The sequence below is a fragment of the Leptospira yasudae genome (genome assembly GCF_003545925.1).
Taxonomy (GTDB): domain Bacteria; phylum Spirochaetota; class Leptospiria; order Leptospirales; family Leptospiraceae; genus Leptospira; species Leptospira yasudae.
The window spans coordinates 358,359-384,192 of record NZ_QHCU01000004.1 but is presented as its reverse complement, the minus strand read 5'-3'; the positions used below and the strand labels follow the sequence as shown (position 1 = coordinate 384,192).

Here is a 25,834-nt window from a genome sequence, read left to right as displayed (position 1 = left end):
CTCCCCTTAGGGTCAGAGTGTTTTAGTAGGCGTTTTTGTCCATGATTCCTTTAAACGGAGTCAGGAGAATAATTTTGAGGTCGAGCCAGAGGGACCAATTTTCGATGTAGTAGATGTCGGCGGCGATCCGATCGTCGATCGAAGTGTCTCCGCGCAATCCTTTCACCTGGGCCAATCCGGTGATTCCCGCTTTGACTGCGTGTCTTCTCATATAATGTCTGTGATCGTTTTTGAACTTCTCCACAAAGTGAGGACGTTCCGGTCTCGGTCCGACCACGGACATATCCCCGAAAAGCACGTTGAAGAACTGAGGGGTTTCGTCCAGGGATAGTTTGCGGAGAATTCTCCCCACGCTCGTAACCCTCGGGTCGTTCTGAACCGTCCACGTGGTTTCGGATTGGCTCTTCGCCTGAACCACCATGGTTCGAAACTTGATCATGTTGAACTTCTTATTGTCCAAACCCACGCGTTCCTGATAGTAAAACACGGGACCGGAAGAAGTCAGTTTCACGAGCAAGGCCATGATGAGATAAAACGGAGAGAAAAACAAAATGAATAAAATCGAAAACGCGAGATCGAACGTTCTTTTGATGAACTTGTTGTAACCGAGTCGGATCGGAATGTTTCGGATCGAGATGACGGGAAGACCTTCCATCTCTTCCACTCTTCCGCGCGCTTTGATGAATTCCTGAAAACCGGGAACGATCTTGAGATCGATTCCTTCGTGATCGCAAGCGTCCAAAACTTCCTTGAGATAATCCCCTTCGGAAGGTTCGAGAGTATAAACGACGAGATCGGGTCTTTCCTTTTCCAAAACCTGCGCGATCTTTTCGATCTTGCCGATGACCTTCATGTCCTTACGAACGGGCTTGACTCCCTTGGTCTGAACGAATCCTAAAATCTTATAACCGTAGATTCCGTGTTTGATGACCGCGTCGTTGAAACGTTTGGAGGTTTCCGAAACTCCCACTACCAAAACGCTCCGAAGATTATAACCCCTCTTACGGAGAGTCTGCAATACGATTCGAGCGGTATAGTGTAGAACGCTCGCGGTCAGCGTATTGATCGTCGCAAAGGCAAGAATCACATAACGTGAAAAACGCTCGCTTCCCAGATCCCCCCGAAAGAAGAACAACACCGCAAGAACGAGAACAAGATTGAGAAACACGCCGCTTACGATGGTGAGAAACTCGTCGATGAAAGAAAGTCCTCTTCTTGGATGATAGAGATCGATCGCGATAAACACGATCACCTGAAAGAAAGCCAATAAAACGAATAAAAAGATATAACTTTCGACGTCGACGTAGCGCCGATCCATTCCGTTCTCGTCCAAAAAATAAAACCGGAACAAAAACGCGAGTGCGCCGCTGAAAAGAGCATTCACGAAATCTAATACGGTAAAGATCAGCTTGAACGTTTGACTTCTTTCCTTCAACATATCAAGGGTTCTCCGATGTGATTCCGGCGCGGTCTCCGGCTTGGAACGGACGTTTTCTGAAACGGAACAGACGAACTCTTGTCAGCTCCGAAGAGTCCTGCTGACCCAAAGAGAAGTCCGTGATCGAAATCGAAAAGAATACGGACTGATCGTAAAAGGAAACGAGCCCGTCCGTTCTTCCTCCGGGAACCGCACGCAGATCCATGCTGTAACCGAGACGGAAGTTCGCCGTATGAAGGTTGTATTTGATCGTTCCCATAAAGCGGTTGATATTGAGAGCCGTGTTCTGTCTCGCTCCGTTTCCGTTGACCCCGGTTCCGTCGATCAAGTCTCTCTGCAAATTGGTTCGATCCAAGTTGATCGATGCGACCGAAGTAGTCGGATCGTTTCCATAATAGAACGTATCGTACGTATTTCCAACCTGATTCGTATATCTCCAAGGCTGGCTGACCCTCGAATCGAGTTCCGCTTCGATTCCCAAATGTCTGGTAAAATCCACGTTCGCCTTAACGAACACGCGATAACCGTCCAAGATCGGACTGTTATAAACGTGATACCAGGTTCCCCCGAGTTCCAACTCCCGAATCAAACGAATGAACGGAAGCGTAAATCCGCCCATCTTATACGAAGCGGTAAAGCTGTTGGAAAGAGGTTTCGCTTTCGGGTTATGATGAACGTAGTCGTTGTTGATGAAAAGCCCGGAGTAAAAGCTTCTTTTCTTTTCCAACAGAGAAGCTCGTTTCGGACGGAACCCGTCCAAGAAATCGAAGTAACCGGAAAAACGCGCGACGGTAAAATACCAGCGTTCCGCGTCCGTCGGCTGCGGTTTGTATTCCGGAGAGAAGGTTCTAAGATCGCGAATCGTGCGGATCGAAATTTCGAAATTCTCCAGAGCGTAGCTTTCCAAAGAAAGTTCGAGTTCGTGTTGTCTCGTATTGGCGAGAATCGGATCCTGCAGTTCCGGTTTATACGCCTCCAGTTTCCGATACGTCGCATTAAAAAAGATCAATGGAATCCCGAATCGCAAATTAGTGGAGGTTCTCAGGTATTGATACGATTCGCGCGCAAGATAGCGTTCGAGAGAAGTGAACGAGTTATCCGTAACTCCCGTGACTGCGGCGTTGTTGCGGCTCGTCGCGGATTGTTTTTTCGCTCCGATAAACGCGTTGGGAGTAAAGGTAAGATAACTTCCTAAGTTGAGAGTGGTTCGTAAACCCGATTCACCCTGCGTGAAATACTGGGTCCGTAAAACGTTCTCCCTGTAATTTCCCCAAGGATCCTGATACGAACCGTCGAGAGTCGGGATCTGTAAATTCTCTCGCGTGGGAACGCCGTAATATCGAAGAATCATGTTATTCAAATATACGTCCCAATACACGGCCGAGTTGAAATACGGAATCCTTCCGATTTCGGAAGAATTCCGGATCGTAGTAGTAGGCAACACGTCCACGGTCGGAAAGTATCCGGACTTATCCGCCGGATTGAGAATGTAATACAGAAGATTTCGTTTCATCCCCACGTTGATGGAAAGATCGCCCCTGTTTTCCGTGTAATCGAACTTCCATTCAAGAGTGTTTCGGATAAAACCCTGACGAACGTTTCTCGCGGTATAAAGCGACTGAAGAGTGTTCGCGGGTTCGTAACGGTTCCCGTATTCGTAGTCGAACAATCGGTTGGAGTAATTCTCGTATTGAAAGCTGATGTTTCGCGTAACGTCTTTCTCCGTGTTGTGAAACTTGGAGTTCAGCATGATTCTTCCCTTCCACCAAGGTTCGGTGTCCTGACCGATTCGGCGAAGGGGCGCGTTTGGATCGGCGGAATATAAAGCCCCGCGATCGACTTGGTTCGTGACCGCAGTCGTTCCGATTCCGAAGTTGTGAAAACGATCCTCGTAAGCTCCGGAGATCTGATAATTTCTATGATTCGCGTACGCAACATCGATCAAGTAGTTGAGGAACGGACTTTGTTTCCACATCTCCAAGTGAAACGCTTGTCCGGTCTTTTCGTAAAAATCCGCGCGAACCTTGTATCCCATCGGTGCGAATGCATAGGAAGGCATCACCGACCATTGATACGAGTTCTGTAGGAACAAACCTTGCGTATTGTTCTTACCGGCTTGGGTGACCCATCCGTTTCCTAAGTTGCTGTTGTATAAGAACGGAAGCCAGAGAACGGTCGTACCTCCGACCTGGTAACGAACGTTCGTCGCCATTACGGTTTTATCGTCGTAGATATAAAGACGGTTTACCTTAAAGGAATAATGGGGTTTTTCCGCGTTACAAATCGTAAAGTAACCCATCTCCAAAGCGTAACGTTTGTCGTCCAACTTCTTCAGTTTTTCTCCGATAAAGTGAGCGGGTGCAAACGTTCCCTTGGTTTTATACACGACCCCTTTTTCCAAACGGAAGTCATAGATGAACTTATCCCCTTCCACGATCGCACGGCCGTCTTTGTAGATGATTCCGCCTTCCGCGTAGATCTCCTGGCGTTCGCTGTCTACGGTGATCGTTTCGGCTTCGATCGAACCCGAACGGAGTTTCAGACGAACACGGCCTCGTAAAACGAGAACGCCCGACTTATTCTTATCCACCTGGAGAAGTTCCCCTTCAGACGCGTTTTCGATCGAGATCGGAAGCGCTTTTTTCTGTTGAGGAAGAAGGGTCAAGGGGTCTGCCTGCGTGGGAAGGGATTCTTCCAAAGCGGCGCGAAGTCGTTTTCTTCGGCTGAAAAGAGAACCGTCTCTCGTCAAACCGAGAGATAATAAAAGATCGTCCACTTCTCGATCCGGAAGCGTATCGATGGACTTTCCGAGAAGCCGGTTCTTGGCTCTCAGGATGGCGAGTTTTTTATCCTCTCCGAGCGAAGAAGAAGGACCTTGTTCGGGAGTTCCCGCCCCTCCCGTAATAAACCGGAGCATCTGTTCTTCCGTCTGTGCAAAGATCGGCGTCCCGAGCAGCATTAAAAATAGAATTACAGTTATACGGAGGCGCATTCCGGGTACCGGTGTCAGATTATTCTCGTGAATTCAATTTTCATCTAATAAATTGAGTGAAAACGAGAACGCCGACCCCCAATAGAATTCTATAAACCCCGAAAGCGCTGAACGAATGCTTTTGCAGATACCGCAGAAACCAACGGATCACCAATGTGCAAAGTAGAAAAGAAACGAGAAAGCCGAACGCCAATACGGGAATCGTGTCCCCGTTTAGGATGGAGCGATACTTATACAGTTTATAAAACCCCGCGGCGAGCAAAACGGGAACCGCGAGAAAGAAGGAGAACTCCGCGCTGCTCTTCGTATCTTTTCCTAAAAAGCGCGCGGTGATGATCGTCGCAGCGGAACGGGACATCCCGGGAACGAGAGCCATACACTGAAAGATCCCGATCAGGATCGCATCCTTAAAACCCACCGGTTCGCGTTCCCCGCTTCCTTGTCTTTTATGAAAGAACCATTCCGCGACGAGGATCAGAATTCCTCCGAAAATCCAAGCTCCCGCAAGAATCGACAAAAGATCCGGTCTAGCTTTGATCGTATCCAGAAATTTCTTCGCGACAAAACCCGCCGCCATGATCGGAAACGCGCCGATCAAAATCTGAAGTACGAAATGAAATCCTTCCGGATTGGATTCCTGTTTTGTAATATAACGAAACGAAGAAACGATATGGGAGGAGAATCGTGCCCGATACAAAAACAGAACCGAAAGAATCGCGCCGCTTTGAATAAAGATATCGAAAAGGTCGTCGAACTCGATTCCGAAATGCTCTCCGCTAAACGGAAAGAAGGAACTGAATAGGAACAGGTGTCCCGTGGAGGACACCGGTAGAAATTCGGTGATCGCCTCAATGATGCTTCTCAGAAAGGCGTTCAGATAATGATTCAAGGGAGATTACTGTCCGGTTGTTTTCGGAGTTTCCGTTTTAGGAGCTTCGGTCCCGGTTGCAGGAGCTTCTTCTTTCTTATCGGTAGCGCTCGCTCCGATCTTTCTCTTTAAGAACGCTTCCAGATCGAACTTGTCGTTGTGTTTGATCGAAACTTGTTCTTTGATTCTTTCCAGAACCTTAGGAAGAATTTCCTGAGACTTGTCTTTTTTCAACTTCGCTCTTGCGAAAAGAATACAACGATCGATCGGAAGAGAACCGATTTGAGGTTCTTTCGCGCGGAGTTTCTGACATTCTTCCATCGCTTCTTCTTCGGAGATCTTGATTTTGCTTTCAACGAGGTGCATTACGTACAACTGAGAAACGATCTGCATCTCTTGAAACTTGAGAATCTTTTTGATGTCGTCGCGTTTGGTGAATCCGTCTTTTTCGGCCGCGATCGTAGTGATCATCATATCTCTATACTGATCGTAAAAATTCTTTTTTTGGAACTGATAGTTCAGGGCTCTCATCTGCTCCGGAACTTCGTTGATGTCCTTGGAGATGAACTCGAGAAGATTTTCCTTCTCGATGTTTTGCACGCGGCTCATTGCGTCGATCGCAACGTTGTAAGTATCTTCAAAACTGTTTACAGTGATTTTGTTTCCGTCGAGTGTTTCGATCACTTCGGAGTTGTCTCCGCAGCCCGCAAACGCGGCCGTCAAAAGAGTAATAAAAATAAGAAGTATGTTTTTTTTCATCGGACTTTCGGTTCCTGGTGCAAAGGATAGGATTCGGGGTTGGATCGTCTATACTTTTTTGGAAGGGAGCATTGACGAAAGGAGAAAGATCAAAGTATCGAGTTTTTCCTTTTCTGATTTTTTTCCCGTCTGAAAAATCAGCACGTTCGGCTCTCTCGGATTCAAAGTCAGACCGGTTCTCGCGGAAATCAACTGGATGATCTTTACGTTATCTCCTCGAAAGTATGAACCGGACTTCATCTTAATTTCGTCCTTCATCTCCGCAACGGACTCGAAGCCCAGATTGGATGCGAGGGTTCGGATCTTTTCCAAAAGGATAAAGGTTTTTGCATCTTCGGGAGGTTCGCCGAAACGATCCGTCATCTCTTTGGTTACTTCGTCGATCTCTTCGAGGTCCCTTGCGCCTTCGAACTTTTTATAGAATTCGATCTTCTGTCTTGTGTCTCCGATGTACGTTTCCGGAAGGAAGAAGTTCGTGTTCAACGTCACGGAGGTACGCACTTCCACGGCGACTTCTTCCCCTTTGATTCTCGCGATCGCGTCTTCGAGCATTCGAACATACAGATCGAATCCTACTTCCATAATGTCGCCGGATTGTTCCTTTCCGAGAAGATTTCCCGCTCCTCGGATTTCGAGATCCCGCATAGCGACCTTAAAGCCGGAACCTAATTCCTGATATTCGTAGATCGTGTTCAGACGTTTTTCGGCTTGTTCGGTCACGATTCGATCCTTCGGAAGAAGCATATACGCGAAGGCCTTGCGGTCGCTTCGGCCCACTCTTCCCCGAATCTGATAGAGCTGCGATAAACCGAAGAGATCCGCGCGTTTGACGAACAGAGTATTCACGTTCGGCATATCGATTCCCGATTCGATGATCGTCGTCGTCACCAGAATGTCGTATTTGCGGTTGTAAAAATCGAGAAGGGTTTCTTCGATTTCATCCTCCGTCATTTGTCCGTGAAGAACTCCGATCGAAACCTCGGGAACGATTTCGTTCAGATATTTCGTTTCCTGTTCGATCGTTTCGACGCGGTTGTAGAGATAAAAAACCTGTCCGTCCCTTTGGATCTCGTTTCGGATCGCGTCCGCGATGAGATCCTCGTCCTCTTCGAGAACGTAGGTTTCGACCGACTGACGGTTCTTAGGCGGAGTCGCGATGATGGAAAGCTCCCGGATTCCGGTCAAAGCCATGTGGAGGGTTCTCGGAATCGGAGTCGCGGTCAAAGTCAAAACGTCGACGAGATTTTTGAACTTCTTGATCGCTTCCTTGTGATTGACCCCGAATCTTTGTTCCTCATCAATGATGAGCAAACCTAGATTTTTCGGTTTGAGTTTGGAGGAAAGAATGGCGTGCGTTCCGATGACCATATCGACCTTTCCGAGACTGAAGTCGGAAAGAATGTCCCGCGTTTCGGCGGCGGTTTTGAATCGGGAAACGAGTTCGACGCGGAGCGGATAGTTTTCGAAACGATTCTTAAACGTATTATAATGTTGTAATGCTAAAATCGTGGTGGGCGCGAGCATCATGATCTGACGGCCCGCCATCGCGACCTTGAACGCCGCGCGGATCGCGACCTCCGTTTTACCGTAACCGACGTCGCCGCATACGAGACGGTCCATCGGTCTCGGAGATTCCAGATCCCGTTTGACGGCTTCGATCGCGTCGATTTGATCCGGAGTTTCCTCGTATTCGAACTCCGCTTCGAATTCTTCCTGATAAATCGTGTCGGGCGGAAACGCATATCCCTGCAACTTCAAACGATTGGAATACATCTGCACGAGATCTTCGGCGAGCGCCTCGACCGCTTTTTGAACCCGGTCCTTGGTTTTTTTCCAAGTGCTCTTTCCGAGACTGTCGAGACGCGGAGACTCCGTTCCTCCGATATAACGCTGCACCAAGGAAATCTGATCCAAGGGAACGAAGAGAGAATCGCCTCCCGCGTATTCGAGTTTGAGAAAGTCCCTTTCCTTACCGCCCGCGTTGGTACGTTCGATCTTTAAGAACTTCCCGACCCCGTGATTGATATGAACGATGTAATCGCCTTCCTTTAAGTCGATAAAACTCTGAAGGGCCTTGCTGTTCTGTTTTTTAAAACGGGTTTTGCGTTTGTATTCCCGGCCGAAAATGTCGTTTTCGGAAAGAATTAGAATTTTCTGATGTTCGAATAAAAAACCGTTTCTGAGTTCGGATAACACGAGAAACGCGTCCGACTTGTGTTTTCCCAGATGAAACGGAACCGGCTCGGTCGAGTCTTCGTTTAACAAAACGATCCCTTCTTTTTCGAAAAGACCCTGGAGTCGTTTTGTTTGGGCCTCGAAGGAAGAAGTCAAAACGATCTTCCAACCGCCTTCGTTACGGAGTTCCGCGATCTTTTCTCGGACTTCCCGGATCTTGCCTTTGAACGCGGGAGCTTCCTTCAAAGGAGAAACGAGATCGTTTCCGTTTCGAGGAGGAAGACCGATGAACGATAAACCGATCGATTCCGAAAGAACGCGGTGTTCTTCTCCGAAAGACAAAAGATTTTCGGGAGGCGCGCAAAGAATTTCCTTGGAACGTTTTTCGAACAAGGAAACGTATTCCCGTTCGAGATGAAGGATTCTTTCCTTCACGGAGTTCGGCGATGGAAAGAGAAGCACCGGCGGCTGGGGAAAATAGGAAAGAATTCCGTGATTCTCCCGTACCAAAGGAACGAGTTCTTCGTAATACGTTCCGTAGTTGGCTTCGGGAATTTCGGGAAGATGCAGGGACGGATCGGCGGACTTTAGAAGATTCTGATATTCTTTTTTTTGTTCGTCCGAAAGGATGTATTCGTCCGCGGGAAGAAGGATCGCCTTGTTCAGATCCGCGACGGATCTTTGCGTGTCGGGATCGAAGGTTCGGATCGATTCGATCTCCTCTCCGAACAAATCGATTCGCACGGGTTCCTGCGAATACGAAGAATAAATATCCAAAATACCGCCTTTGAGACTGAACTCGCCGAAGGTTTCGCAAACGTCCGCGCGTTTATAACCGAGATCGATGAGCCCGATGAGAAGAGTTTCGAGATCGATCTCCTTTCCCTTCTCGAGAGTGATCGCCCTTCCCTGCATGGTTTGCACGGGAGGAAGCGTTTTTAAAAAACCGGCGACGGAAGTAAAGATGAGCGCCGGCTCGCCGCTTAGAATTTTGGCGATGGCCTTGATCCGTTCGCGTTTCATCTCCGCCGGATAACGGAGATATTCGTACGGGAGGACTTCCTGACCCGGCAGATAGATCAGATCGGACGCGGGAAGAAAACTCAAGGATTCCCTGTATAAAAACTCGGCGGCGGTATTGTTTTCGGAAACGACCACGATCGTTCGATCCAATCTTCGAAATAAAGAAGAAGCTAATATGGAATGACTTCCCGAAACGACCGAATACACGTTACCCGCAACCGAAAGATCCACGGAAGAATTCTCCGCCGTATTGGAAGATCGGGCTTTTACGGAGGCGCTTTTTGCCGAAGCGGAACCGTCACCGCCGGAAGTTTCGGATTCCTTTTTAGAACCGCCCTTTGTCTTGGAAGCGGCTTTCGCTTTCGAACCCGAGGAAGATTCAAACTGAGAAAATAATTCTTTCCCGATGATCTGCAAAAGATCTTTCATGCGGACGCTACGCTCAGAGTTACGTTGTCGATCAAACGCACGGGACCGAGAAATACGGCGACCGCGAGCAGAATATTTCCTTCCAAGGTTTCCAAAGGTTCCAGAGTATCCGCATTCAAAACTTCTAAATAATCCAGACGGATCTTGGAGGAAGAATCCAAAACGTCCTTCATGATGTCCCGCACCAGAACGGGATCTTTCATTCCGGAAAGAATCTGGGTTTCACCGAGTTTCAACGCCCGTGAAATCAAAAGGGATTCTTCCCTTTCCGCTTCGCTGAGTCTTGCGTTTCTGGAGCTGAGTGCAAGTCCCTTGTCCGAGCGGACCGTGTCGCAGCCGATCACTTGGACCGGAAACGCGAGCGTTTTGCAGAACTCGCGGATGAGCAGATATTGCTGATAATCCTTTTTGCCGAAAAAAGCGAGGTTCGGTTGCACGAAATGAAAGAGTCTCGAAATCACGAGAAGAACCCCTTCGAAATGGCCGGGTCTCGAAACCGCGCATAAGTTTTTCATCAAATGAGGAATCTGTAAGAGTACGTTCGGAATTCCTCCGGGATACATCGTTTCCTGATCGGGAAGAAACACTAGATCCACCTTTTTGGATTCGCAGAGTTTGAGATCGCCTTCCGTGTTGATCGGATATTTCGCGTAATCCTCTGGATCGTTGAACTGAGCGGGGTTTACGAAAATCGAAACGACGGTTTTATCGGCTTTGGAAACCGATTCGTCGAACAAGGTCGCGTGCCCTTCGTGGAGAAATCCCATCGTGGGAACGAAACCGACCGTCAATCCTTCGGCCTTCCATTTGAGGACTTGTGCGGAAACTTCTTCTGGGGTTTTGCAGAGAATCATAAATTTTGAATACAATCAAGTTCTAATTTTTACGGAGGTTCCGTGTTCTTCGTCCAAACCTTCGAACTCGGAAAGAACCTTCACGTGCGGATACAAATCCTTCAAAGAATCCCGCGAAACTTCCTGCCAGGTCACTCGTTTCAAAAACGTGGCAACTCCGAGAGAGGAATAAATCCTCGCGGCGCCCGCGGTCGGAAGGATATGATTGGTTCCGCTGATATAATCCCCCATCGCCACAGGAGAATAATTCCCCAAAAAGACGGAACCGGCGTGATTGATCTTTTTTAGATCCTCCCGGTAATTCTTGGTTTGGATTTCGAGGTGTTCCGGCGCAAAAAGATCGGAAAACGCAAAGCATTCTTCTAAATTAGGAAATACGAATATTCTTCCGTGGTCTTCGATGGACTTGCGTTTCATTTCGCCCCGTTTCGGACGTTCGTGCAGCGCCTTCTCCACTTCTTCCGCTACTTTTTGCGCCAGGGACAAAGAATCGGTGCAGAGAATCGCGACCGAATCCTCTCCGTGTTCCGCTTGCGATAAAAGATCTGCGGCGACCCAGGTCGGATTTGCGGAATCGTCCGCGACGACTAAAACTTCGCTCGGACCGGCGGGAGAATCGATTCCGATCACTCCTTGTCCGCTTAAAAAAACTTTTGCCGCGGTTACGAACTTGCTACCCGGTCCGATGACGAACTCGGAAGCGGGAATCGTTTCGGTTCCGTATGCGACGGCCGCGATTCCCTGCGCGCCTCCCGCTAAGATGATTCGATCCGCGCCCGCGATTTTGGCGGCGGCGATCAGTCCGTCCGGCAATGCGCCTTGTTGCGGAGGAGTAACGATCTGAATGTTTTTTACGCCGGCGAGTTTTGCTGGAATCACTCCCATCAAAATCGTGGAAGGGTACAAAGCCTTTCCGCCGGGAGCGTAAACGGAAACCGATTCGACGGGAGTATGACGAATTCCTAATCGATTTCCGTGGACCGTAATTTCTTTGTCTTCCGGAATTTGAATCTTATGAAAGGCTTGGATGTTTTCCGCTGCCTTTTGAAGGGCAATCTCCAGATCGGAATCGATCTTAGGATGAAGAGAAGAGAGTTCTAAAACGAAAGAATCGGGAACCGTTCCGTCGAACTTGCGTGTGTAATCCCGAAGAGCTGCGTCCCCTCGTTTTTGAACGTCCTCGATGATCGGTTTTACGAGGTTCAACGTGGAACTCAGATCTTCTCGGGCCCGTTTTAAAACCGGGTCCAAAATCGAACGATCCTTTAAACTGACTTGTAGAATTGGAATCGACATCTCTGAAAACCAGAATTTCCGAAAGAACTGTTCCTGCATCTGAAATTTCGCGAAAAAACAATTGCCCGTCCGAAGAATTCGTTCAGTTTACGACTTGCCTATGAAACTCATCTCTCTCAATTGCAACGGAATCCGTTCTTCTTTGGAAAAAGGATTGGCCGATTACATTCAAACTACGAAACCCGACTTCATCTCGTTTCAAGAAACCAAGGCCATGCAGGAACAGGTTTCCCCATTTTGGGAAGAATTGGGTTATACTCCGATCTTTAACAGCGCGGAAAAGAAAGGTTACAGCGGAGTCGCGATTCTTTATAAAAAACCTCCGCAAAAGATCACTCTCGGAATCGGAGATTCTTTTTTCGACAAAGAAGGAAGAAGCATCTATCTCGAATATCCCGGTTTCGCCTTGTGGAACTTATACTTTCCTTCCGGAACGACGGGTGACGTGCGTCAAACCGCAAAGATGAAATTCTTGGACATCTTTCAAAAAGAAGCCGCCAAACGAAGAAAAAAACAACCGAACATCATCGTTTGCGGAGACGTGAACATCGCGCATACTCCGCAGGACATTCACGATCCGAAAGGCAACGCGAAGAGCAGCGGATTCTTACCCGAAGAAAGGGAATGGCTGAGCGGATTTTTAAACCAAGGTTGGGTGGATACGTTTCGGTATTTGTATCCCGATAAACAGGAATATTCGTGGTGGACGTTTCGCGCCGGAGCCCGCGCCAAAAACAAAGGATGGAGAATCGACTATTTCTTTGTTACGGAAGAATTGAAGAAGAACGTAAAGAGCCATTCGATTTACAGAGACAAACCTCTTTCCGATCACGCGCCTTTGGAATTCGAAATCAAACTTTGACGGAAAGGATTCGAACGTCGTCAAGGAAAATGCGCGGATCTTGTCGGAACATTTGAAAAGACCGCGCGAAGTCAGAACGATTTCAGTGAGCTGTGGGAACTACCACAAGATTCGAAACTTTCCGAAGCACTCGAAACGAAAAAACGCTGTGGGAACTACCACAAGATTCGAAATTTTCCGAAATACTCGAAACGAAAGAATGCTGTGGGAACTCCTCCAAACCGGAATATCACGGCAAAACTTGCTCTCCGGTTTTCAAAACGGATCGCAAATTATCTATTTCTACGAGGACGGTCCTTTGTGCGGTTCAAATGATCTTTGCATCCTGCGGAAAGTTGTGCTTCGTTTTTGAGAAGACAATCACGCATGGCCCCTCTTCTGTGATCGACGTCCTTGCAGAATTTTTCATGATCCTCAAAACAAGGACTTCCTTTTTGATTCATTCCTGGACCACCGCCTCCGGATCGTTGCGCCGAAAGACCCCAAACCGAAACAATCAACGAACACAAAATCAAAAACCGTTTCATAGGATTCTCCTGATAAAAAGATCGGATTGAAAAATTGGAAGAAGCCCGCACCGGCCTCTCCGGTCCGTCCCAAAACGTTTCCGAATCGCGAGATGGATTCACGAGTTACGTCGTGAGAAGGAGGATCGGAGAGGAAGCACGGAACCTAAATATGCCTCGAAAAAGAAAGAATGTCAATGGCGAAATCGTCGAAAACCCTTCGACTCGAATTGACATTTATCAATGAAACAAACTCTAAAAGATCAAGTCGGAAGAATGATATGCAGCAATTCTGATATTCTAATCCTAAGAAACGGAGGAAAGAATGAAATACATCGTTGAATCCAAAAAATCCGTAGAAGAATGCGTTCGGGATTTGGAAAAAGAGATCACCGAACGAAAATACGGAGTTCTCCACATCCACAATCTAAAGGAGACGATGAAAAAGAAGGGAGTGGACTTTGCGGAAGAATGCAGGATTTTGGAAGTCTGCAATCCACACAAAGCGAACCAGGTTCTGAGCGAGGATATGGAAATGAATCTTGTACTTCCTTGTCGAATTTCGGTTTATTCAGAAAAGGGAAAAACGAAAATCGGAATGATCAAACCCACTTCTTTGTTGGGTCTTTTTTCGGATTCTCCGAAACTTTCGGAGACTGCAAAACAAGTGGAAGACGATCTCGTAACGATCATCGAACATTCAAAAAATTGAATTCGGTTCCGATTCGTCGCCGATCGTAAAAAAAGGACGCTTGCCCGCGTCCTTTTTTGATTCTTTTACTTACCCCGCTTTTTTCGGGAACTCGGGGATCGTAATCTTCCAATCCTTGAGATCCACGGGAAATTTCGGTAAGAATTTTTTAACTAGTCCGATCGCATCCGATTCGAACAAAAGCACATTATCCGTAATTCTTTCTTGAGACTTGGAACGGACGATTTTCTTTTCGGTAATCGTCCCGTGCAGTAAAATCGGATCCTTCCAAAACGGAATTCTTACTTCTAAGGTTGCGGATTCCCCGACGCTGTCGGAATTGAAACGTCCGAGATTGAGGCTCATGGACGTGCCTTCCCAGCCGCCGATTTCCGCGGAATAATTACCGGTTTTACTATGAACTTCCAAGGGGATGCGAACGGATTTAACCGATTCCTTTACGGAATCCTTGAAATCTTCGATCATTTTTTCGAGCATTTGACGCCTCCCTTCTAAGGAGAAGAGAACATTATTTTGTCCCATTATCTTTTCCTATTAGACGTTGTGCGACGCAACAATAAAACAAAGTTTGTCCAACGATTGCATTTCCCAACGGACCCTTTCTTTCAAAAACAACTGAATTCTTTCTTTTTTTCATTCTTTCGCTTCTTTTTGAACTTAATCGATTTAAACCCCAAACCGAAAGGAGAACATCCCTTTCGATCCGGTTCCAAATCGGTTCGGTTCCATTTTCGGTCGATTCGATCCGTCTTTTTATAGCCCGAAACGATTAGTTTTGCTTTCCATCGGAAATACCTGAGTTATCCTACGAAAAAGTTCCATGCTTGCTAGTTTACCAGGAGATCCAGACATTCATTCCGTTCTTTCCGCCTTTGTCGGTTTTACGTCGGCGCTTTCTTTTCTGTTCGTGTTGGGTGAAATTCCTCTCGCCCTCAAAGGAAGAAGAAACCGGATTCTTTTGATTTTATTCGGCGCCGTGTTTATCTTTCAAATCCACGCGTATCTTTTGATCAGCAAAAACATCCGATTTTTCCCGCATCTGTACGCGGTTCATCTGCCTTTGGCGGTTTTGTTCGGTCCGCTTTTGCGTTCTTACATTTCCAATCTTTGGGAAGAAGAGAATACGATTCCCCTTTTTCGTTGGATGGATCTGATTCCGTTTTTAGGAATTCTCGTTCTCTTGACTCCGTTTTATCTTTCCTCGGAAGAATACAAACTCGAGTGTTTGCGACAATCCGCGGAAGGACATTTTTCTTGGGATATCCGTCTTGGAATCGCGATCATGTCGATCACCCTTCTCGGTTATCTTTTGAACATAAGCTGGAATCTGATTCATAGAATCCGCTGGACCACGATTTATAGCCGTCCAGAAATCCGTTTGATTCTGTTCATTCTCGCGGTCGCGGTTTCCTCTTCGGCTTTGGGTTTGTCCACGAGCATCCAGCAAACCGGAGTCGTCCGGTTGGAAATTTCCTCCATTTTGATCGGAATTCTACTCTGCGGAATCTACATCATCCGTCAGAGCCATCCCGAAATTTTCAGCGCGGTCAAAAAGATCGTAGAGGAAGAACGGAAATACAAAACCACACAGCTTGGATCGGTGGATCTGGAATCCTTGGAACGGAATTTGAACATTCTCATGGAGGAGAAAAAAATTTACAAAGAGGAGAATCTCGGGCTCGCCAAACTCGCCGAAGAACTGGGAATTTCTCCCCACCAGCTTTCGGAATACTTGAATCTCCACGTAAAAAGAAGTTTTTTCCAACTCGTCAACGGATATCGGATCGCGGAAGCGAAACACCTTCTCCTTCATTCTCCGAAAGATACGGTTCTTTCGATTGCGTATCAGGTCGGATTTCAGTCCAAATCCTCGTTCAACGACGCGTTTCGCAAAGAAGCGGGTTTGAGTCCGACGGAATTTCGAAAAAAAGGAAATTCTAAGACCTGATTGATAAGTCAGGTCGTTTTTTTCCGACCGTTTCGACCAAGTCGGACGATTTGATTCGAAAAAAACCGTAAACTAATCCTAAGTCAACAGAGGAGATTCTTTCATGAATCCAGTTCAGTGTGAGTTAGTTCTAGATTGCGTCCAAAAAATCGGACTCTTTCAATTTTCGATGAACGTAGTGCGCTATTACCCGATCGCGGGTTTGGCCTTTTTGATCCTTTACGTTTGGAAGAAGGATTTCTTTCACCGTTTCCGAATCCAATCCGTTTATCCGAAAATGGATAAGATCAAAAACGAATTCAAACAATCCGCAGTCACCCTTTTCGTTTTCACGATCATCGCCACTACGAACATCGTCAGCGCGAGAATGGGTTTGATTCCGAACAACGTGTATTTCGGCGACTACTCGGCTCACGGCGGAATTCCTTATATGATTCTTTCCTTTGTGTTGATTACGATCTGGCACGAAACCTGGTTTTACTGGGCGCACCGGTTTATGCACCATAAGAAAGTGTATTCCAAGGTTCACTCGGTGCATCACCAATCGGTGAACCCTTCTCCGATCGCGGCGTATCACTTTCATTTTCTGGAAGCGTTTTTGGAAGGAATTTACATCGTGTTTTTCGTTACGTTCATTCCGATCCACTTTCACGTGCTCCTCTTCCATACGTTCTACGCGATGATCATGAACATCTGGTGGCACTTGGGATACGAGTTTCTTCCGAAAAACTGGACGAGACATCCGATCTTAAAGTGGATCAACACGTCCACGCATCACAACCTGCACCACCAAAAGTTTCACGGAAACTACAGTCTTTACTTCAACTTTTGGGATCGCGTGATGGGAACGAACTTTCCGTATTACGAAGATTACTTCGAATCGCTCGCGGACAAACGTTCCGAAAAAGGAACAACGTCCAATCCGAAGATTCAATGGTCCGAAACTCCGGCGGGAGGTTAAACAAACCGCCCTTCTACATTCAACCAACTCAAACTTACGAAACACATCTTGCCGCGACCCGCAAAGGCGCGGCTTTTTTTATGTTTACGATCGAAAGAATCCCGGCTTTACGCTACAGACTGCGTCTCCTTGCGTAAGAATTCATTCGTCTTTCGAAACGGATTTTCGCTCGCTTACGATTTTCCGTTTCCGGAATATTCGATTTTTATAATTTTAGAAAAGCGGCGATTTCCTTCGCCACCGGTCCGGCCGCTTCCAAGGGAAGAAAATGTCCCGCCTTCGGAATCGTCTTGAATAAAACACGGGAATAAAATTCAGATTCCAGTCCTTTATAAACCGAAGGAGAAATACATTCGTCTTTTTCGCCGGCGAGAACCAAGGTTGGAACGGAAATTTTATGAAACACCAATTCGCGGCTCGAATTCCAAAGAGCGAGATTTCCCGGGGTCAAAAGTCCACGGTAATACCCGAGCGCGGTCGTCAGATGTTCCGGAATTTTTAGATTCGCGGAAACTTCCCGAAACCGGTCCTCCGGAATTTTCCAGCCCGGACTCCAATCCTCCCAAAGACGGCGTAAGAGATCGTTTTTCAACAAAGCGGATTCCGGAATACCCGCGCGAAGTTGGAAGAACAGAATATACCAGCTTCGTACAATCTGCGAAGGATACAATACCAGATTTTTAAGATACGTGGGAAGCGGAGGAACGGAAAGAGCGACTAACGCGTCGATCGATCTCGGAGAAAGATTGGCGAACGCATACGAAGCGATCGCACCCCAATCGTGACCGACAACGATCGTCTTTGCGGGTTTGTGTTTTGCCTGGAGCGATTCAACGATGAACTTCAAATCTCCCGCGAGTTCCGCGATGCTTACGGTCGTCGAAAACGGAACGTTGGAACCGGGAGAATAACCGCGCATATACGGAGCGATGCATGTGAAATCTTTTTCGGAAAAGAATTCCATCAGTTCCTTCATGGAACCGGCATCGTCCGGAAATCCGTGAAAGAAAAAGATCAGATTCTTTCCTTTCCCCAGACTCAAATATTTGTATTCTCTTTCTCCGTTTTGTAAGGAGGATGTTTTGATTTCCGACATGAAATTCCTCGATGATTCGCGCGCCAATCGCGGCGTCTAACGTTTCCGTGAGGGACTACATTGGGGTTTTGAAATCAGATGTCAACGGAAATCGTTTTGCGGATCGCTTCTTCCGAGCGAGTATTCGCTCGCGCATCGATCGGCAAATTCCACTTCTTCGATCATTTTCGTTTCGATCGATCCACAGGCATGCCTCGTTCTAAAATCGGAAAAATGTTTCTTTTTTCGGAAATCGGTTCAACTTGGAAAATCCTATGCCGACTCTTTCTTGGAACGAAACTCCGAACTTGGATCCGAATTCTCCTCGTTCCGTTTTGTTTCATTTGGGAAGAATCGCGATCCGAAGTTCCTTACCCGGTCCTGCGGTGCGTCGCTTTCTGGAATCCAACCGAACTTCGGGAAGAATCGTTCTTTTTTCGATCGGCAAGGCCGCGGAACCGATGGCGGCTGCCGCTTACGAACTTCTGGAATCTCAGATTTCCGCGGGTTTGATTCTTACTAAATACGGACATTCCTCCGGAAATCAATTTCCTAAACTGGAGATCATCGAAGCGGGACATCCCGTCTTGGATGCGAACAGCATAACCGGTGGAAAAAGAATTTTAGAACTTTGTGCATCCTTGCAACCGGAAGACACGGCGCTCGTTCTTCTTTCCGGAGGAGGTTCGGCCTTGTTGGAAGTCCCCGCTGCGGGGTTTAGTTTGGAAGATTTAATCGTTTGGAACCGACGCCTTCTGGAGAGCGGTGCGGATATCCGCGAAATCAATACGATTCGAATTCTTCTTTCGGAAATCAAAGGCGGCGGACTTCTTTCCAAAATTCTTCCCGCGAAATCGATCACTCTCATTCTTTCCGACGTACTTGGAGACGATCTGTCCAAGGTCGCTTCCGGACCCATGATTCCTTCGGAAATCGATCGAAATTCCATTTTACGAATATTCGAACACTATCATTTACCATCGGATTCAAAAATCGAATCGCTTCTCGAAAGAAAATTCCGGCAATCAAAGGAAACATCCTCCTCCGCAGAATCCGGAAGTTCTTCTCTAAAACCCGATCCGTCTTCCCGCGATTCTTCCTTTTCAAACGAAGAATCTAAGTCACGACCAACACGCAATTCCGTCCATTGCATCGGAAACATCCGACTCGCCCTTGAAGCGGTACAAAACGAATGCAAAAACCGGAATATTCCGGTTTTATTTCTTACTTCCTCTTTGGCGTGCGAAGCGAAAGAAGCGGGATTCTTTTTGGGATCGATCGCAAAGGAAGCCGCTCTTACTGCAAAATCGCCGTTGCTCATTCTCTGCGGAGGTGAAACTACGGTAACTCACGACGGGAAAGGGAAAGGAGGAAGAAATCAGGAACTCGCGCTTGCGTTCGCCAAACAGATCGCAGGCGAATCGGGAATCACTTTTCTTTCTTTGGCGACCGACGGAAGCGACGGGCCGACCGATGCGGCCGGTGCGATCGTGGATGGAACGACTTGGAACGAGATCGCAAAAACGAACGATCCGAATTCCGCTTTGCAAAATCACAATTCGTATGAAGCGCTTCGATCGGCCGATGCCTTGGTGTTTACCGGCCCGACCGGAACCAACGTAAACGACATTCAATTTTTGTGGATTACCCCAAGCGAGAAACGTTAGTCGCCTTGCGGATAAAACCGAAGACAATTCCTTCCTTCTTCCTTTGCGAGATACAAGGCCTTGTCCGCGCGTTCGATCAATTCCGCGATCGAGTTTTCGGGACTCGGACTCAACGTCGCCATTCCGATGCTGAGAGTTACGATCGAATCGGTTTTGGAAGCAGAATGCGGGATCGCGAGTTTTTCCACCTTTTCTAAGATGTTCCTGCTGACGACGACCGCGTTGGATTCGCTCGTTTCCGGAAGAATGATCGCAAACTCTTCTCCCCCGTAACGGGCTGCGACGTCGCCCGCTCTTCTCGCACAATCCCGAATCGCGGCCGAAACCTGCTTCAAACACTGATCCCCGCCTTGGTGACCGTACGTATCGTTGTAGAGTTTGAAATGATCGATGTCCAACATCAAAAGCGCGACGCTGGTTCCCGTTCTCCAACAACGTTTCCATTCCGTCGCGAGAACCTCGTCGAAATATCTTCGATTGTAAAGTCCGGTCAACGCATCCGTTCTCGAAATCGCGACGAGATACGCGTTCACTTCCTGAAGTTGATCGGTGAGTTTTTCCAGCTCCTTCTCCCGTTCCTTTCTGCGAGTCATCTCTTCGAACAAACGAAGAGCGGAACGAACCCGAGCCAAAAGTTCGGTCGCGTCAAACGGCTTGACCACGTAATCAATCGCGCCCGAGTCGAACGCTTCTTGCAGAACGTTCGCCTCTTTAAGGGCGGTAATCATAATGACGGGAATGTCTTTGAGTTCATCCTTTTCACGGATCATCTTGAGAATTTCAAGTCCCGTAATCCCCGGAAGCAGGATGTCCAAAAGAATCAGGGAAAATTCTTTTTTAGGAGGATCATCGCTTTTCAAACTGAGCCAATCGATCACTTCATCGGGAGACTGACTCGTCTGCGTATCCTTGTAGCCGGACTTGCGGAGAATTCCCTGCATCAGCATACAATTCTCTTGAGCGTCGTCTAAAATCAGAATCGAATTCATCACGGATTTTTCTCCTCGGGTTTTCGAAATCAACCGAGCCTGGAAGGATCAAAGCTCCTCCGAATTCGCAATGAAATCAAACGAATTTTTTAAAAACTTCTTGCCGGAAGCTTCGGTTGAAGAAGTCTAAGGGGAGGAATGAACCAAAAAGCGAAACGTTTGGCTGCTTTTTTCGGCGCGACCGGTTTGACCGTCGCCTTGGTTTGTTTTACCGTGATGCTTTCCGGAAATCACTGCCCGGCCTGGGCGAAGACCGCAAATGCAACGGTTCAAAACGATCTTCCTCCTTGTCATCAAACGGAAAAGGCAAAAGATCCGGTTCCTACTACCTGCTCTTCTTGCGACTTGGTCGTTTCGCAGGAATCCATCCATCCTAAATCCCCCGAATTGGATCGAAATTATTTCTCGGTTCTTTCCTCGATTCAGGACGTATTTCGCCCTACGTTCGGAAAGTTTCTCGTTTTTCCCCCGGCCGACTCGGGTGGCTCGAAATACAACGCCCAAAAATCCGTTCTGATCTCGATTTCCTCGGTTCGTCTTCTGATCTGATCCTTCTTTTTCCTGCCCGACTTCGTTTAACAATCGATTCAAATTTTAGAAAAAAGGAATATTCAATATGTTAACTAGAAAAGAACTCATCACACAATCCGCGGCGCTTCTCGCGTTCGCATCCGCCGGATCTCTTTTAGCGAAAGAATCCAGTCACAAACACCACGAAGCTCCTGCAAAGAAGAACGACAAACCGACTTCTAAAAAGGTCGATCGAAAGACCTTGGAAGCCGCAAACAAGTGCATCTTAAACGCGGAAATCTGTCTCGCTCATTGCGAGGAGAATCTTTCCACCGGAGATACGATGCTCGCGGATTGTCTCAAAACGGTAAAGGACACGTTGGCTCTCTGCAAAGCGTTCGTAAGTCTCGGAGCTTCCAATTCTCCGCTTACGAAAGAAGTCGCGGCGATCTGCATCAAAGCTTGCGAAGCCTGCGAGAAAGAATGCAGGGTTCACGAATCCCATCATGAAATCTGCAAGAACTGCGCGGACAGCTGCAAAGAATGTATCGCCGAACTGAAAAAAATCGCGTAAGGAAAGAAATCAGATGAAACAAAAAACAATCCTCTTCTCCTTGATCCTTTTTTTCAGCGCCGCTCTTTTGGATGCGAAGTCGATTTTACCCACGAGACCGACGGTCCTCGCCGAGTTGAATCAGATTCATCAGTCTTTTTTGAACGGCAAAGAAGTCGTCGCGGATAAACTGATCGCGGTCCTGCAACAAGAAGTGGCTCGCGATTCTTCCCTGACTCCCGCGCTCAAAGCCGCCGAAAAACTAAAAAGCGCGACCGAAGAAAAGGCGAAACTGGAAGCGTATTCCGAGCTTTCGGAATCGTTAAAGGATTACATTCAAAAAGATGAATCTACCGGAATGCACGTTTTTTATTGCCCGATGGTGAAAAAGAAATGGATCGCTTCCGGTGACAAGGTGCAAAACCCGTATGATCCTTCCATGAAAGGCTGCGGAAAAAAAATCTAAACGACTCGTCGGTTGCGGAAATCTCCGCAACCGATTCTCTACGTTTGTTCGTGTTCCGGAAACCGGATTTGAAATCGGGTGCCCGGATGCAGTTTTTCCAAATCGAGCTTTCCCTGAATCTGCTTTGTAAGAATCGTAACGAGCTGCAATCCCAAAGTTTCATGATCCGGATTCAAGAATTCCTCCGGAATTCCTTTCCCATTGTCCTCGATCGAAACGGTAATCGTTCCATCCGTCAACCGGGCGGTAAGCTTCAATAAACCTTCGTGGTTTTCGGAGAACGCGTGTTTGATGGCGTTCGTAACAAGCTCGCATACGATCAAACCGAGGGAAATCGCGACGTTCATTCCGAGGATCAACCCCTTCGCGTCGATGGAATGTTGGATCTTAGGATCGACGCCGTAGAGATTCCATAAATTTTGCAGAAGCATATTCAGATAACTTTCAAAATCGACGTGCGAAAGATCCCTGGATTTATAGAGTTCGTTGTGAACCAAAGACATCGAAAATACGCGGCTTTCCGTGTCTTTTAGCAAACCGTAAAGTTCTTTCGAAGTAAGATCGCGAGACATCGCGTTGTCCGCCTGCAGATTCAAAAGAGAAACCATGATCTGCATGTTGTTTTTGACTCGGTGATGGATCTCCTGAATCAAAGTGTCTTTTTCCGCCAAGGACGCAAGAATCGACTCGCGGTTGCGAACCATCTCGGTCACGTCCGTAATCACGGCCAAATCCAGAACCTGATTTCGATAACGGAACTTATACACGGTCGTATCGGCGATCAATTCTTCCCCGTTTTTCTTTTTATGGGTTATCGAAGCGGCGCGGTTGACCCCGAATTGAAAGGAAAGAATTTCCCGTCTTACCGCATCGAAGTTTTTTTCCTCGAAGATATGAAGCACATTTCTTCCGATCAGATCCCTTTCCTCGTAACCGTATTTTTCCAGAACCGCCTGATTCACTTCCAAAATTTCGAACGTATCGTGTTCGAATAAAAACGCCGGATGAGGATTGTATTGAAAGAACAAACGGTATCGTTCTTCGCTTTCCTGTTCGAAGACGTTCTTCTTTTCGAGCTCCAATGCGAGACGATTTCTTTCGTACGCAAAAACCAAGGAACGGCTCAAAGAGTAAGAATCGAATTTTCCTTTGTAAACGTAATCCTGCGCTCCGATCTGCAATGCGTTGACCGTTATTTCTTTGTCTTCCGCTCCGCTGCAGATGATGACAGGAATCTGCGGAAACTTTCGTTTGATTTCGGATAACGCTTCCAAACCCGCTCGGTCGGGAAGAGAAAGATCGAGTAGAACCAGATCCGGGCTTTCTTTGGAAATGCTGGAAAGACCGCCGGAAAAATCCGCACTACGACTGATTTGAAACGAAGGACTCTGAGACTCGCCCAGGTATTCCTGAATCAAACGATAGTCCGCGTTCGAGTCTTCGATCAAAAGGACTGAAAAAGAATCTTTAAACATACGAAGGAAACTCTCTATCTATATTTGTTCTAACTGAAACTCTTTGGGAAACCGAATCAAAACTCCGAAACCTTCCGCTAAACCGGTTTCGATTTCCAAACTTCCTCCGTGAAGTTCGGCGATCCTTTTACAAAAAAACAAACCGGTTCCTTGTCCGGCCGACTCATTCGATTCATGAAAGGTTTTGAATAAGTCGATGGAAATTCTTTGTTCCTTTGATTCGAGTCCGATTCCGTTGTCTCGAACGCGAACCTTGTTCCATCCGTCGTCCATAAAACAAGAAACGGAAAGAATCAAAGCTTCGTTCGGTCGCTTGAATCGAATCGAATTGGAAAGAAGCTGCGTAAAGAGCTCTTGTAAAAGAAAACCGTTACCAACGATCCGAGGAAAGATTCCTTCCACGGATATGTTCGCGTTCGCAGTTTCAAGATCGTCTTTGACCGGATCGAGAGAATTCTTCCAGACTTCTTCCAAAGAAAGAGTTCGAAAGATGTTCTTTTCTTTTTCGATTCGTAAAAACGAAAGAAGAGATTGAATCCGATTCCAAAGACGTTCCCCGCCGTCTCTCGCGATCCGAAGAAATTCCTTTCCTTTTGGATTCAATTCATTTACAAAGCGATCGGAAAGTAATTTTAGAAAGGCATTGTGATTTCGAATCGGTTCTTGGAGATCGTGATACAATCGGGAAATCACCGCGGCAATTTCCTTTTCCTTTAGTTTCGATTTTTTTGATTCCGAAGATTCGGAAATCTCTAAAAACAAAACTTCTTCGTTTCCGGATCGAACCCGAGTCAAAGTACCCCTTAAGTGCAATTCTTCGTGTGAAGAATTCAAGAATTGTTCCCTGAAAAAAATCGGTTTTTCTAATTTAGAATTTTTGAATTCTTCCAAAAGAGAAGGATTTTGAAACTGCAGAACCCGATCGAGAATTTGATTCTTCCAAGCTTCGGAAAAAATTCCCAAACATCGATTTGCAAAAGAAGAATTGCACTTTATAATACGCAATCCATGATCCAAAACGCCGATCGGCGTTTGAAGAGAGGCAACCCATTGAAATTCCGATTCAGTCACTGAGTAGGACTCCTGAAAATCTTCGCCTAAAAAAGACTCCGCGCACATTCAAAAGCCAAACCCTCGGTGCAATTCCAATCTTTGGGAACTACGATTCAAAAGAATTTCCAACCCGATCTTTATTGACGTTAAAAAGTAGATATTTCGATAAAAATGTCAATCCTGGTTTTTTGTTTTCTTTGTTTTTTACGAATTTCAGAATATTCTTTTTTTCGAATTTACGTTCCTCTAAATCGTTGGAAGTAATCCAAACTGCCTAATCGTATGTTTTCCGCGAAACGAGTTGACAAAGCCCGCTTTGTTCCCTTGCAAAATGCGGTTCTAATATAAAACGAAAGGGAAGGATTTTCGGTCAATTTCTTTCAAAAAGAAGCGAAAAACGAAAGAGATTCAATCACTTTATAACGGCAGCATCGATGATAAGATTTCTAAAAAAGGAGCATTGATTAGAGAGGAAGAGCTACGGAGTTTTCAAGAAAACTCCGCAAAAGAAGTAAAGGCAGTTTAAGATCGCCAAAATAAAAGAACAAAAGGCGCCAGATTATAACCGGAACGCACCCAATCCAGGCGCGACCGGAAATAAGTTATAGCATCTTTGAAAGATGCAGTTTTTCTTATTTAAGAAAAATGAAGCTGTGACGCTCTGACCCGGTGCCGGGCCAGAATTTTATTCCGAAACGGTAATCGACTCGATCACGACCGACTTGGTCGGCTTATCTTGAAAACCGGTTTCGGTTTCCGAAATCGTTTCTACGATATCCATTCCCTCGGTAACCTTACCGAACACCGCATGACGATTGTCCAAATAGAAATTATCTCTTACGTTGATAAAGAACTGCGATCCGCCCGTATTCGGTCCGGCATTTGCCATAGAAAGCGTGTATTTCGCGTTTTTGAGATCCTTGTGGAACTCGTCCTGAATTTTGTAACCCGGGCCTCCGGTTCCGTTTCCGGTCGGACAACCGCCCTGAATCATAAAATTTTTGATAACCCTATGAAATGTAAGGCCGTTGTAAAATCCGTCTTTCGCTAATTTGATAAAATTTCCCGCAGTGATTGGAGCCTTTTCCTCGTCCAGATAGACCGAAAAATTTCCATAATTTGTCTTAAATACCGCAGTTGCCATGAGAGTTTTCCTCTATTTTAAGAATTCGTTCCCATTTTCCGAAACTAGAGTATAGCAGAAAGCGATTTCTTGCGAAAAA

The 25,834-nt window shown here is 46.7% G+C and carries 22 protein-coding genes; 8 read left to right on the top strand and 14 right to left on the bottom strand.

All coding sequences use genetic code 11. The features are described 5' to 3' along the window. Positions 1-22 precede the first annotated feature (22 nt). Genes DLM76_RS13335 through hisD form a run of 7 tightly spaced genes read right to left on the bottom strand, consistent with a single transcriptional unit; the run spans position 23 to position 11,834 of the window. Positions 23-1,438 carry an undecaprenyl-phosphate glucose phosphotransferase gene (locus tag DLM76_RS13335; RefSeq protein WP_118955829.1) on the bottom strand — a complete coding sequence of 472 codons (1,416 nt, stop codon included), beginning with the start codon at positions 1,436-1,438 and terminating at the stop codon, positions 23-25. Between the two features lies 1 nt (position 1,439). Next, a complete protein-coding gene (locus DLM76_RS13330; protein ID WP_118965488.1) occupies positions 1,440-4,430 on the bottom strand; it encodes an LPS-assembly protein LptD in 2,991 nt (996 codons plus the stop codon). Between the two features lie 40 nt (positions 4,431-4,470). Continuing rightward, entirely contained in the window at positions 4,471-5,319 is an 849-nt protein-coding gene (locus tag DLM76_RS13325) for an undecaprenyl-diphosphate phosphatase (RefSeq protein ID WP_118965487.1), read from the bottom strand. Between the two features lie 6 nt (positions 5,320-5,325). Continuing rightward, a complete protein-coding gene (locus DLM76_RS13320; protein WP_118955832.1) occupies positions 5,326-6,057 on the bottom strand; it encodes a lipoprotein LipL31 in 732 nt (243 codons plus the stop codon). Positions 6,058-6,105: 48 nt separating this feature from the next. Further along, positions 6,106-9,684, bottom strand: coding sequence for a transcription-repair coupling factor (gene mfd / locus DLM76_RS13315; RefSeq protein WP_118965486.1), 3,579 nt, complete (start codon positions 9,682-9,684; stop codon positions 6,106-6,108). Further along, entirely contained in the window at positions 9,681-10,538 is an 858-nt protein-coding gene (gene panC / locus DLM76_RS13310) for a pantoate--beta-alanine ligase (RefSeq protein WP_118956065.1), read from the bottom strand. Before panC ends, mfd begins: the two co-directional genes overlap by 4 nt. Before the next feature lie 15 nt (positions 10,539-10,553). Further along, positions 10,554-11,834: a histidinol dehydrogenase gene (gene hisD, locus DLM76_RS13305; protein ID WP_118955834.1), complete on the bottom strand. Its 1,281-nt coding sequence runs from the start codon at positions 11,832-11,834 to the stop codon at positions 10,554-10,556. Between the two features lie 100 nt (positions 11,835-11,934). Between hisD and DLM76_RS13300 the strand changes: the two genes are divergently transcribed. Continuing rightward, positions 11,935-12,696 carry an exodeoxyribonuclease III gene (locus DLM76_RS13300; RefSeq protein ID WP_118965485.1) on the top strand — a complete coding sequence of 254 codons (762 nt, stop codon included), beginning with the start codon at positions 11,935-11,937 and terminating at the stop codon, positions 12,694-12,696. Between the two features lie 272 nt (positions 12,697-12,968). On the opposite strand, the gene DLM76_RS13295 is transcribed toward DLM76_RS13300, so the two are convergent. Then, positions 12,969-13,223, bottom strand: coding sequence for a hypothetical protein (locus DLM76_RS13295; protein ID WP_118955836.1), 255 nt, complete (start codon positions 13,221-13,223; stop codon positions 12,969-12,971). Positions 13,224-13,527: 304 nt separating this feature from the next. Here DLM76_RS13295 and DLM76_RS13285 point away from each other — a divergent pair, with 304 nt between their 5' ends. Then, positions 13,528-13,914, top strand: a complete 387-nt coding sequence (locus DLM76_RS13285) for a DUF302 domain-containing protein (protein ID WP_118965484.1) — start codon at positions 13,528-13,530, stop codon at positions 13,912-13,914. Positions 13,915-13,983: 69 nt separating this feature from the next. Here the strand turns inward: DLM76_RS13285 and DLM76_RS13280 are convergent, their stop codons facing one another. Then, a complete protein-coding gene (locus tag DLM76_RS13280) occupies positions 13,984-14,436 on the bottom strand; it encodes a hypothetical protein (RefSeq protein WP_118955839.1) in 453 nt (150 codons plus the stop codon). Positions 14,437-14,734: 298 nt separating this feature from the next. Between DLM76_RS13280 and DLM76_RS13275 the strand changes: the two genes are divergently transcribed. Beyond that, positions 14,735-15,862 carry an AraC family transcriptional regulator gene (locus tag DLM76_RS13275; protein WP_118955840.1) on the top strand — a complete coding sequence of 376 codons (1,128 nt, stop codon included), beginning with the start codon at positions 14,735-14,737 and terminating at the stop codon, positions 15,860-15,862. Positions 15,863-15,965: 103 nt separating this feature from the next. Beyond that, positions 15,966-16,823, top strand: coding sequence for a sterol desaturase family protein (locus DLM76_RS13270; protein WP_118965483.1), 858 nt, complete (start codon positions 15,966-15,968; stop codon positions 16,821-16,823). A 205-nt stretch (positions 16,824-17,028) separates the two neighbouring features. Here the strand turns inward: DLM76_RS13270 and DLM76_RS13265 are convergent, their stop codons facing one another. After that, positions 17,029-17,919 carry an alpha/beta fold hydrolase gene (locus DLM76_RS13265; RefSeq protein WP_118965482.1) on the bottom strand — a complete coding sequence of 297 codons (891 nt, stop codon included), beginning with the start codon at positions 17,917-17,919 and terminating at the stop codon, positions 17,029-17,031. A 254-nt stretch (positions 17,920-18,173) separates the two neighbouring features. On the opposite strand from DLM76_RS13265, the gene DLM76_RS13260 reads away from it, so the two are divergent. Further along, the gene (locus DLM76_RS13260) at positions 18,174-19,565 is read left to right on the top strand and encodes a glycerate kinase type-2 family protein (protein ID WP_118965481.1); all 1,392 of its coding nucleotides are present in this window, start codon (positions 18,174-18,176) and stop codon (positions 19,563-19,565) included. Here the strand turns inward: DLM76_RS13260 and DLM76_RS13255 are convergent. Then, positions 19,562-20,554 carry a GGDEF domain-containing response regulator gene (locus DLM76_RS13255; RefSeq protein ID WP_118956066.1) on the bottom strand — a complete coding sequence of 331 codons (993 nt, stop codon included), beginning with the start codon at positions 20,552-20,554 and terminating at the stop codon, positions 19,562-19,564. The two genes, DLM76_RS13260 and DLM76_RS13255, sit on opposite strands and share 4 nt — an antisense overlap. Before the next feature lie 138 nt (positions 20,555-20,692). On the opposite strand from DLM76_RS13255, the gene DLM76_RS13250 reads away from it, so the two are divergent. The 3 genes from DLM76_RS13250 (at position 20,693) to DLM76_RS13240 (ending at position 22,083) form a co-directional block, all read left to right on the top strand. After that, complete coding sequence (locus DLM76_RS13250; protein WP_118965480.1) at positions 20,693-21,103, top strand: hypothetical protein; 411 nt, start codon at positions 20,693-20,695, stop codon at positions 21,101-21,103. Positions 21,104-21,170: 67 nt separating this feature from the next. Next, positions 21,171-21,638, top strand: coding sequence for a four-helix bundle copper-binding protein (locus tag DLM76_RS13245; RefSeq protein WP_118965479.1), 468 nt, complete (start codon positions 21,171-21,173; stop codon positions 21,636-21,638). A gap of 13 nt (positions 21,639-21,651) precedes the next feature. Continuing rightward, a complete protein-coding gene (locus tag DLM76_RS13240) occupies positions 21,652-22,083 on the top strand; it encodes an LIC13259 family plasminogen/vitronectin/complement-binding protein (protein WP_118965478.1) in 432 nt (143 codons plus the stop codon). A gap of 38 nt (positions 22,084-22,121) precedes the next feature. Here DLM76_RS13240 and DLM76_RS13235 read toward each other — a convergent pair whose 3' ends face one another. The 3 genes from DLM76_RS13235 to DLM76_RS13225 all read right to left on the bottom strand — a co-directional run bounded on the left by DLM76_RS13235 (position 22,122) and on the right by DLM76_RS13225 (position 25,755). Beyond that, positions 22,122-23,558, bottom strand: coding sequence for a histidine kinase dimerization/phosphoacceptor domain -containing protein (locus DLM76_RS13235; RefSeq protein ID WP_118965477.1), 1,437 nt, complete (start codon positions 23,556-23,558; stop codon positions 22,122-22,124). An 18-nt stretch (positions 23,559-23,576) separates the two neighbouring features. Next, positions 23,577-24,677: a sensor histidine kinase gene (locus DLM76_RS13230; RefSeq protein ID WP_174714644.1), complete on the bottom strand. Its 1,101-nt coding sequence runs from the start codon at positions 24,675-24,677 to the stop codon at positions 23,577-23,579. Positions 24,678-25,296: 619 nt separating this feature from the next. Continuing rightward, complete coding sequence (locus DLM76_RS13225) at positions 25,297-25,755, bottom strand: peptidylprolyl isomerase (RefSeq protein WP_118955848.1); 459 nt, start codon at positions 25,753-25,755, stop codon at positions 25,297-25,299. Positions 25,756-25,834: the final 79 nt, after the last annotated feature.

What these genes read in the sequence shown, in the direction of transcription:
- DLM76_RS13235 (WP_118965477.1), bottom strand. Translation starts at nt 23,558, where the DNA reads ATGTTTAAAGATTCTTTTTCAGTCCTTTTGATCGAAGACTCGAACGCG.
- mfd (WP_118965486.1), bottom strand. Translation starts at nt 9,684, where the DNA reads ATGAAAGATCTTTTGCAGATCATCGGGAAAGAATTATTTTCTCAGTTT.
- DLM76_RS13245 (WP_118965479.1), top strand. Translation starts at nt 21,171, where the DNA reads ATGTTAACTAGAAAAGAACTCATCACACAATCCGCGGCGCTTCTCGCG.
- DLM76_RS13250 (WP_118965480.1), top strand. Translation starts at nt 20,693, where the DNA reads ATGAACCAAAAAGCGAAACGTTTGGCTGCTTTTTTCGGCGCGACCGGT.
- hisD (WP_118955834.1), bottom strand. Translation starts at nt 11,834, where the DNA reads ATGTCGATTCCAATTCTACAAGTCAGTTTAAAGGATCGTTCGATTTTG.
- DLM76_RS13275 (WP_118955840.1), top strand. Translation starts at nt 14,735, where the DNA reads ATGCTTGCTAGTTTACCAGGAGATCCAGACATTCATTCCGTTCTTTCC.
- panC (WP_118956065.1), bottom strand. Translation starts at nt 10,538, where the DNA reads ATGATTCTCTGCAAAACCCCAGAAGAAGTTTCCGCACAAGTCCTCAAA.
- DLM76_RS13230 (WP_174714644.1), bottom strand. Translation starts at nt 24,677, where the DNA reads ATGTGCGCGGAGTCTTTTTTAGGCGAAGATTTTCAGGAGTCCTACTCA.
- DLM76_RS13240 (WP_118965478.1), top strand. Translation starts at nt 21,652, where the DNA reads ATGAAACAAAAAACAATCCTCTTCTCCTTGATCCTTTTTTTCAGCGCC.
- DLM76_RS13320 (WP_118955832.1), bottom strand. Translation starts at nt 6,057, where the DNA reads ATGAAAAAAAACATACTTCTTATTTTTATTACTCTTTTGACGGCCGCG.
- DLM76_RS13260 (WP_118965481.1), top strand. Translation starts at nt 18,174, where the DNA reads ATGCCGACTCTTTCTTGGAACGAAACTCCGAACTTGGATCCGAATTCT.
- DLM76_RS13265 (WP_118965482.1), bottom strand. Translation starts at nt 17,919, where the DNA reads ATGTCGGAAATCAAAACATCCTCCTTACAAAACGGAGAAAGAGAATAC.
- DLM76_RS13280 (WP_118955839.1), bottom strand. Translation starts at nt 14,436, where the DNA reads ATGGGACAAAATAATGTTCTCTTCTCCTTAGAAGGGAGGCGTCAAATG.
- DLM76_RS13295 (WP_118955836.1), bottom strand. Translation starts at nt 13,223, where the DNA reads ATGAAACGGTTTTTGATTTTGTGTTCGTTGATTGTTTCGGTTTGGGGT.
- DLM76_RS13285 (WP_118965484.1), top strand. Translation starts at nt 13,528, where the DNA reads ATGAAATACATCGTTGAATCCAAAAAATCCGTAGAAGAATGCGTTCGG.
- DLM76_RS13330 (WP_118965488.1), bottom strand. Translation starts at nt 4,430, where the DNA reads ATGCGCCTCCGTATAACTGTAATTCTATTTTTAATGCTGCTCGGGACG.
- DLM76_RS13335 (WP_118955829.1), bottom strand. Translation starts at nt 1,438, where the DNA reads ATGTTGAAGGAAAGAAGTCAAACGTTCAAGCTGATCTTTACCGTATTA.
- DLM76_RS13225 (WP_118955848.1), bottom strand. Translation starts at nt 25,755, where the DNA reads ATGGCAACTGCGGTATTTAAGACAAATTATGGAAATTTTTCGGTCTAT.
- DLM76_RS13270 (WP_118965483.1), top strand. Translation starts at nt 15,966, where the DNA reads ATGAATCCAGTTCAGTGTGAGTTAGTTCTAGATTGCGTCCAAAAAATC.
- DLM76_RS13300 (WP_118965485.1), top strand. Translation starts at nt 11,935, where the DNA reads ATGAAACTCATCTCTCTCAATTGCAACGGAATCCGTTCTTCTTTGGAA.
- DLM76_RS13255 (WP_118956066.1), bottom strand. Translation starts at nt 20,554, where the DNA reads ATGAATTCGATTCTGATTTTAGACGACGCTCAAGAGAATTGTATGCTG.